This window comes from Mesorhizobium sp. WSM4850 (assembly GCF_055811735.1).
In genome coordinates this window covers 1-8,021 of record NZ_JBVVPV010000091.1, presented here as the reverse complement: position 1 = coordinate 8,021, position 8,021 = coordinate 1, and the positions used below count along the sequence as shown (strand labels likewise).

Sequence of the window (8,021 nt, the reverse complement as noted above, 5' to 3'; positions counted from 1 at the left end):
GCGGAGGGGGAGGCGGAGACGCGGAGGGGGCTTTTGGAATCGCGATAGCCGGCTGTGCCAGCAGCATCAAGACGACGGCCGCTGTTACTCCCCGCGCCACCTTCACTCGCTTTGTTGCCATGATATTTCTCCTTGCTCTTCAGAAATGGTAGACTGCAATAGTCCTGCAGTATTGATTGATATCGACAGCGTGCGGGGCGCGTTTGTGCAAACCGTGCTCGCATTATTTGCACCTTGTCGCAGTCCTCGACCTCTACTCACTCATTCGATGCCCGCCTTTCTCGAGCTCCCGGTCGTCTATGAAAGCTATCGGCGTGCCAGCCGATCGCGCTGCGAAGGAAGTTGATGCCAAGACTACTGAATGCAGCGCGCTCCCGATTGTCCTTGCCGGAGCCGTGGCCGCCCGCGCCGGGCTCGTAGAAGAACGCGGGATAGCCAAGGGCCTGCAGCTTTGCCGCCATCTTGCGCGCGTGGCCCGGATGGACGCGGTCGTCCCGCTTCGTGGTCGCGAGCAGGATCGGCGGATAGGGCTGTCCGGGCGTCGCGGCGTGATAGGCGGAGATTTCCTTCAGGAAAGCCCAATCGTCAGCCTTGTCGGGATCGCCATATTCGTCGATCCAGCTCGCGCCCGCCAGGAGCTTGGTGTAGCGGCGCATATCGATAAGCGGAACCGTGCAGAACAGCGCGCCGAAATGCTCAGGATAGCGGGTAAGCATGTTGGCGATCAGCAGGCCGCCATTTGAGCCGCCCTCGGCGGCAATCCGCCTCGGCAGCGTAATGCCCCTTCGCACGAGGTCGGCGGCAACGGCGGCGAAATCGTCATGGGCGAGACGCTTGCCCTCCCTCCGCCCGGCATCGTGCCACCGGGTGCCGAACTCGCCGCCCCCGCGGATGTTCGCCACCACACACGTGCCGCCGCGCTCGAGCCACAGCTTGCCGAGCGAGGAGTTGTAGGAGGGCAGGAGCGATATGCCGAACCCGCCATAGGCGCTGAGATGAACCGGGGCATCCCCGTTCCCATCCGCCGGACCGACCTGTGTATAGGGAATCATCTCACCATCGATCGATACTGCCTCGTGGCGCGTGACCACCAGGCCGGATGCGTCGAAATTCTCCGGGCTGCGCTTCAGGATTACTGAAGCGCTGACAGGCGGCGCGGCATTGAGATCGAATAGGAAAAGCTGCGGCGGGGTGATTGGATCATGAGCCCCGACCAGAACCTCCCCATTGGTCTCGTGATCTGCGGCATCGAGTGACCAGAGGTGAACAGTCCCTTGCACGGGAACGGTGTCCAGGGCTCGGCGCGTCCATTCCTGCGGGCCCGGCGTGAACACCTCGAATCTCGGAACGAGGTTCGCCAGGTAGGCGATAATGAGCTTCCCGTCATTCCAGAAGAATGACTGCAGACAGCGCCTCTCGTCCGGTTCAAACAGGGTACTGAAACGGCGTTCGCCGGCCAGGAAAGAGGAAAGCGAGATGCCGATCAGCGCGTCGGCGTGATAGGTCGTCCCGGCAACCGTCCATGCTGTGCGCGGCTTTACCGCCAGCCAATCGCCGAAGTTACCCCACCAGGCGTCCTTAGGAAGGTCGATCTCAATCTTCGGCCCGCTATCATCGCCAATGCGGACTATCTTCTCGAAGCAGGCCAGCTGCTCGATGAACCACACGCGCTCGCTCTCGGCGGTACGGTCCAGATGGCCAGACACACCCAGGGTTTCGGAACCGGTCTCGAAGATTACCGGCGCGGTGAGGGGATCCGCGCCACGCTTCCACAGTCGCACGGTGCGCGCGTAACCGGAGCGGGTGGCCATGCCATGACCAAGCGCACTGGAAAGCAGAAGCGTGTTGGGGTCGAGCCAATCAATGTCACCCTTGGCCTCGGGGAGATTGAAACCGTCGGCGACAAAGCTCAGAGAGCTCAGGTCGAATTCGCGATGCACGACCGCGTCGCTGCCGCCGCGCGACAGGCGCAAGACGGCTCTTTCGCGCGTCTCCGGCTCGATCGACGCGCCGCCCCAGACCCAGTCTTCTCCGTCGCTAGCCGCGAGGGCGTCCAGATCGACTAGTAGCTCCCATTGGGGATCCGCCTTCATGTAGGCGGCAAGGGTGGTCCGGCGCCACTGTCCGCGCGGATTTCCGGCATCTTGCCAGAAATTGTAGAGGTACTGACCACGGCGCCAGATGGTGGGAATCTTGTCAGGACGGTCGAAAATCGCTGTCAGGGCCGCCCGATCGCGCTCGAACCGCGTTCCCGCGAAGTGCTTCAGGGTCTTTGCCGACTGGCTGGCGGTCCACGCAAGTGCCGGTTCGCCTTCTACATCTTCAAGCCAAAGATGAGGGTCATCGTCGGGCGCATTCAGCGTTGGGCGGAAATCGAATTCGCTCATGTGCGAAAGACCTGAGGAATGAAGGCGCAATGGCTCTCGCCTGCTCGAGAAGGATCAATGTTTGCGGCGTCGCCCGCATGTTCGAAAAGCGTGATCATGGATGAGTTCTTCCCAGTCGGTGCGGCGTCGCAGTGCTTTTGCGCATAGGACCGCAACCGTCGTGCCAACTGGGAAATCCCTTACGGAACAATGGGATCGCTCTGGCAGCGCTGTGTCAGATGTCAGACATCGTCGCGAATGCGACAACGAGCGTACCCCGTAATCACCGGATCAACCTCCGGCGCGAGCGGTGACACCGTGCAGCACTCAAGCAGGAGTGGCTGGGCTGTGGTCCAGCGGCAAAAAACCGGAGATTCGAGGAAAGGGCTGGGCGCCGCTTGGGCGACCTGATGGTGCCCAAGCCCTGCCGCAATCTTGGCCTGCACCGTTCCCTTGATTGCATTCTTGAAGTCTGTCGATCAAGTCACCAAGCTGCATTCGGGCGAACGCATGGGACTCGTCCCTATGGCAACCTGGGCTGATGTCGGGCCGCCGTCCGATATGAGGGTTTAGGATTGGGGGAGCTCGGGCTCGGCGTAGTATCTCAACGAGACGCCTAATGGTCGACGATGTCTACCTGACGCTACGCATTGGTGTGCCGCGGCAACAGGGCAGTGCGGGGCAAGTCTGCTTGGAAGAATCAGCTGCAGCAGGCGCTAGTGAGCCCCGGCCGCGCTCGATCTCCATACCGTCCGCAAAGAAAGCTCGGCGTGAGCACCAGCAAAAAGCGATCTGCGCGCCTCGCCGGTTCGTTTTGCGGTCCACTGAGCTGTCGGCTTAACCTGTACAACTATACAGGCTGCCATAGCGCGGAACTTGGCCTCCAATGGCGGAAATTCCCCCAGGAGACCTCCGATGACTGAGCTTATAGCGCTCGCGCTACGACAACCTATCCACAATCAGTGTGCAATCCACCGCCACGCTAATGCGCCTGCAAGGAATGTCTGGAACGCGATGCAGGAGCCGATCACCGCCATCAAACCGACTCCCTTGGCGTGCTCAGGCCGCGCTGGCTGTCGCTGCGCGGGTTCGACGGTCTGGTCGCTATTTGCGCGCGTCTTCTGCCCTCTACAGTGCCGATGGCACACGCTTCGACGAAATCGCGCCATCGACCTCTGGTGCCTTTGCCTGTGCTTTGCCAAGTGGCACGGTGTTTCGACATCCGTGGGGGCGGGCAGGGGGGCACGGTCGTGCCTACAGTTCTCGTGACTGGCGCGGATGAGGCTGATTGGCGCGATGAAAGATCGTACGATTACACCGCTGGTCTGACGCCGCGCGAATGGGCCTGGGAGTTCTTGCGCCGCAATCCAGCATTCCAGCGGGAGGTGACCGCTCCAAGCCAGCAGGCAAATACTTTGTCCTACCGACCCTTTCTCGACGTCGTCGCGCTCGCCGGCGACCTGTCACACTGGGGTGTCCTGTTTCGCCGACTCTTATGGGCGAAATTCGGTCGTATTCTGGTCACCGCTCTGGTGCGTCCATGTGCTGCCAGTCATTGCAGAACAGCTGTCAGCATCGTGGGTGACATCGTCGTTCGAGCTCTCGGCGTTGCGATGTCGTGCGACGGTCCTGCTGGCGCCCGACAAGCGCCAGCATGTTCTTCTTCGCGATACAGAGTATACGCTCCAGCTCGCCGTCTCTGGCGCGGATATCCTGCACCCTGTTTCCCTCCATACCGAGGCGATCTGGCCCGCGATGCTTTCGAAGCCCCGTCTGAGGGTGCTCGAGTGCCTCAATTCTCTAAGTAAGGGTCAACACCTGCCCGCCCGCTTGTTTCCGCCGGAAAGACGCGGTCCGCGCTTGACCTTCGTTCTTCGTGCGCTCGACGGCTCACTTGCTGGGGCGTCACATCGTGAGCTCGCCGAAGCGCTGGTTGGTCAACGGCGCGTCCATGCCGACTGGAGGGATCCTCGCGATCATCTGCGCGACCGCATTCGCCGCGCCGTCTCGCGTGGCCGCGCCCTCATGAATGGAGGGTACAGAGATTTCCTCGCTTGAAAAGTGACAGTCCGCCCTGTGCGTCAGCCGGCGTAAAACCCGTCACCACCGATTGGCCGCTCGACATGGCAGCGAACGGCCTTCGAGGGCGCTCTGGTTGAGGCATCGTCGATGCCAAGAGGCACGTTCGTATTGTCCGATAGCCGACAATGTCGGGTACGCAAGGTACAGGAACCTGACTCTCGGGTGTTTTTAAGCGCTTTTTGACCTGGCACGGTACATGCACGCTATTCAGCAAAACACGCGGACTTAGTGGTTCCCACCTCCACGAGAGTCGCTGAATTACGCCACCTCCCAAGGCGTACCCGGCCCGGCAGCGAGCTCAGTCTCCTGCCGGGCATCCGTAATTCAGATGTACTCGCGTTCAGAACTTCAAATTAGAGGCGCAATGTTTCGCGTCCGGCTATGCGAATTGGTGCTGAAGAATTGTCAGACTTCGAGCGCGGTCGTTATGGCTCCGTATTCACGGCAGCGACTATTTCGGCCATTGCCAACTCGAGATCCGCCTTTGGAGTAAATGTGGAAAGGCTCACTCGCAGCGTAGGCTTGGCATCTTCATAGCTGATCCCATCGTCGTCAGCACATGCGACGGAGCGGTGGAGCGAGCGCTGCAGGCGGTACCTGTGGAGAGACAGATTCCGCGCATCGCCAAGCGCTCTACAATTGCATCGGCCTCACACCACGGGATGCTCAAAGAGCACGTATTTGGAAGGCGCGGTGCTTGAATCCCATTAAAACGTACTTGCGGCAGGCGGATTGCCAACTCCCGTTCAAAGTTGTTTCGAAGCGCGTCGATGCCACTCGCTACACTCAGCCGCCGAGCCGCCTGTTCCGCGGCAACGGCCAGTCAGACGGCTGCTTAGCTGTTCAGCGTCCCTGCGCCGTCGCCCGTCCTCCTGTTCACCATAAAAAAGCGGTTCGAGGCGCAACCCCTCCCTAATGTATAACGCGCCAACGCCTTTCGGGCCTGGAATTTATGTGCTGATAGGGGAGAGCAGATCGACTTCGACGAACTCGATCTATGGGTATACGACTAACAACCTGCGCGGCGTCCACGTGTAGGATCGCCTCCGGAGCGAGGCGGCATATCGGTCTAAACTCCAATGGGTTGAACGACGCCCATCTCGTGGTTCGCAGCCATCACAGAAACGAAGGCGGTGTCGGGCGTGAGTGTCGCAGCGAACGCATCTGGTCGATCCGACCTGACCCATTCGCTGGACGTAGCCTACTTCGGCGCGCGAGACTCTTCGGTCGAAGACTCTTGCTTCATAGAAGCCAAGACCGGCCTGCATTGGTCTACATGGGTATACTTCGACTAAGTTGTCTGCTTATCACTTCTTTTCTGGATGCGGCCAGCTGTTCCTGCCGATAATTGCCCAGGTTGACGGCCGCCATGCGGAACGCAGAGGGAGCCTTCGGTCTTCGTGTAGGGGTGCGCTCGGCTTATTGGTTCACGATGATCTGGCCCAGATCGGCAAGGCACTCGACCACGTGGTCCGGTCTGAATGGAAACCGCTCTATGTCAGCCAGTTTGGTCACCCCAGTAAGCACAAGGGCTGTCTTCAGGCCCGATTCGAGCCCGGCGAGCACGTCGGTGTCCATGCGGTCACCGACCATGATGGTATCGACAGCTCGCACTCCGAGCCGGTCGAGCGCGTTGCGCATCATAAAGGGGTTCGGCTTCCCGACGAAATAGGGCTGACGGCCGGTGGCCTTCTCGATTAGTGCTGCGACTGCACCGCATGCCGGATGGGAGCCCCGCTCGGTCGGGCCAGTCGCATCCGGATTGGTGGCGAGAAAGCGCGCGCCCTTCGCCACAAGCTCGGCGCCAGTTGCGATCTGCTCATAGTGGTACGAAGTGGTGTCTCCGAGGACCACGAACTCGGGGGCAAACTCCGTTATCCGGCAGCCTGCCTGCCGCAGGGCCTCGACCAGACCGTGGTCGCCGATGACATAAGCAGATGATCCGTGCTTTTGTAGTTCCACGAACCGCGCGGTGGCGAGCGCCGAGGTGTAGATGTGCTCTGGCTGCACGGCGAAGCCAACCGCTCTTAGACGCTCGGCATGATCTTCGGGCGTGAAGCGCGAGTTATTGGTGAAGATCTGAAACGGCTCACCCTTGGCGACTAGCCCGGCGACATAGTCGACCGAGCCAGCAATCGGTTGGCCGCCGCGGACCAGGACCCCGTCCATGTCGAGCACATGCGCCATAATCATTGGATCTCACCCCTCAATGTCTCTCGTGGATGCGCGGCCTGGGCACGTCTAGTGTCACTGTATCTTCTCCAGGCCGGAATACCGGCGACTGTAGCGATTCAGAGCGATGCGCGAAGGGCGCTCAATTGCTTGTGCGGCAATAAGGAGGTTGCGGCGTAAAAAGTGTCCGTGCGTCATCCGCTCGCCGTGCGGACGCGCTGCACCGTTGGGCTGACGACATTCGCTGTGTCAGCGCATCTGATGGACGATCGCGTTTAAGGTCGCGTGAAACACCTGGCGAGACGTTTCTCTGCAGAACCATCGTGATTGACGGCACCACAGTGATCCAGCATTGTCTCGCGCCGCGGACGCAAACACGCCGGTGCCTTGGCGGACTTCCCAATAATCGGACAGCCTATCGACGTTTCGGGAGTCGCTCCCGCGCCCAAGGTGTGATTCAGTACCGAATATTGACGCCGACCGCGAGTGGTTTACCCGTTCATTTGTTTTCGCGTTTCCGCCAAGTCAGGGTAACAGTCGGGCGCCTGCGATGTCTCTTCGCTAAGAGCCTGGCCCGTTCAGAAGCCTGCTAGCGGCAACAGGAAGAGGAGGTATTGCGCCTTAGGGCATTTTTTGAGGCAGAGCCCGAAGACACTTCGTTTGGGGGCAGCGACGGGTATTGATGCTTGGCAGGAGCGAAGATACAAAATGGCAGCGGCCGCCGTTGCAAAGAAGGGAAGGCAACAGGGCAGCGCTATGACAAGGGCGAGCGTCGATTCAAGCACGTCGGAAAGGGCGCTCATCCCGTGTTAGAATTTCACGACCGCGAGCCGAAAACGTGGGTTGGAAAATGCCCCTCAACCCTATCTGAACGTGATCGGACAAAATTACTAAATGAGGCAATTGGGGCGCCGAACTGTGATCGGCACCTGCCCGTTCCGAAGAAGCTATACGTCGTTTACCAGGGGACATTTATGAGGCCCAAACGAGCGATTGCGGCCGAACCTATCAGGATATCCATATAAGGGTGAGAGCTGTCGGCGGCGTGGATCTCCGGGTACTTCTTGATGCTGTCGCCCCGCACAGATGAGATGCTTGCCGCGGTTGGATAGGATGAGCAACGTACCGTCAGGTACCGGCGCCTTGGCTCGTCGCCGCAGAGGCGGTTCAACGTACTGGGCGCCTAGATGAACACTTAAGGCGCGCAGGCCGGGGTCGCGATAGACGACCCGAACCAGCCGCAAGCAGGTTCGCCAAAGCGCTCGATCATCCCTTTGGTTCATTCTGAGCCGGAGGTGTCCATCCACATAGAGATCAGATTCCGCCTATGCAGAGATATTTCATTTCGAGGTAGTCTTCGAGCCCGTGGCGGGAACCCTCCCGCCCGATGCCGGACTGCTT

General features: G+C 60.2%; 3 protein-coding genes and 1 pseudogene. 2 read left to right on the top strand and 2 right to left on the bottom strand.

Annotated features, from left to right (window positions below; all coding sequences use genetic code 11):
* Positions 1-257 precede the first annotated feature (257 nt).
* Positions 258-2,387 carry a prolyl oligopeptidase family serine peptidase gene (locus tag AC0L2Z_RS34360; protein ID WP_473630512.1) on the bottom strand — a complete coding sequence of 710 codons (2,130 nt, stop codon included), beginning with the start codon at positions 2,385-2,387 and terminating at the stop codon, positions 258-260.
* Positions 2,388-3,505: 1,118 nt separating this feature from the next.
* On the opposite strand from AC0L2Z_RS34360, the pseudogene AC0L2Z_RS34355 reads away from it, so the two are divergent.
* Positions 3,506-3,793 (top strand): annotated as a pseudogene (locus AC0L2Z_RS34355) (transcriptional regulator domain-containing protein); the annotation flags it as partial.
* A 115-nt stretch (positions 3,794-3,908) separates the two neighbouring features.
* Positions 3,909-4,424 (top strand): DUF2285 domain-containing protein, encoded by a 516-nt coding sequence (locus AC0L2Z_RS34350; RefSeq protein ID WP_473630511.1) that lies wholly within the window; start codon positions 3,909-3,911, stop codon positions 4,422-4,424.
* Between the two features lie 1,443 nt (positions 4,425-5,867).
* Here AC0L2Z_RS34350 and AC0L2Z_RS34345 read toward each other — a convergent pair.
* A complete protein-coding gene (locus AC0L2Z_RS34345; RefSeq protein WP_473630510.1) occupies positions 5,868-6,635 on the bottom strand; it encodes an HAD-IIA family hydrolase in 768 nt (255 codons plus the stop codon).
* Positions 6,636-8,021: the final 1,386 nt, after the last annotated feature.

Coding starts and splice junctions, on each gene's coding strand:
- AC0L2Z_RS34360 (WP_473630512.1), bottom strand. CDS start 2,387: ATGAGCGAATTCGATTTCCGCCCAACGCTGAATGCGCCCGACGATGAC.
- AC0L2Z_RS34345 (WP_473630510.1), bottom strand. CDS start 6,635: ATGGCGCATGTGCTCGACATGGACGGGGTCCTGGTCCGCGGCGGCCAA.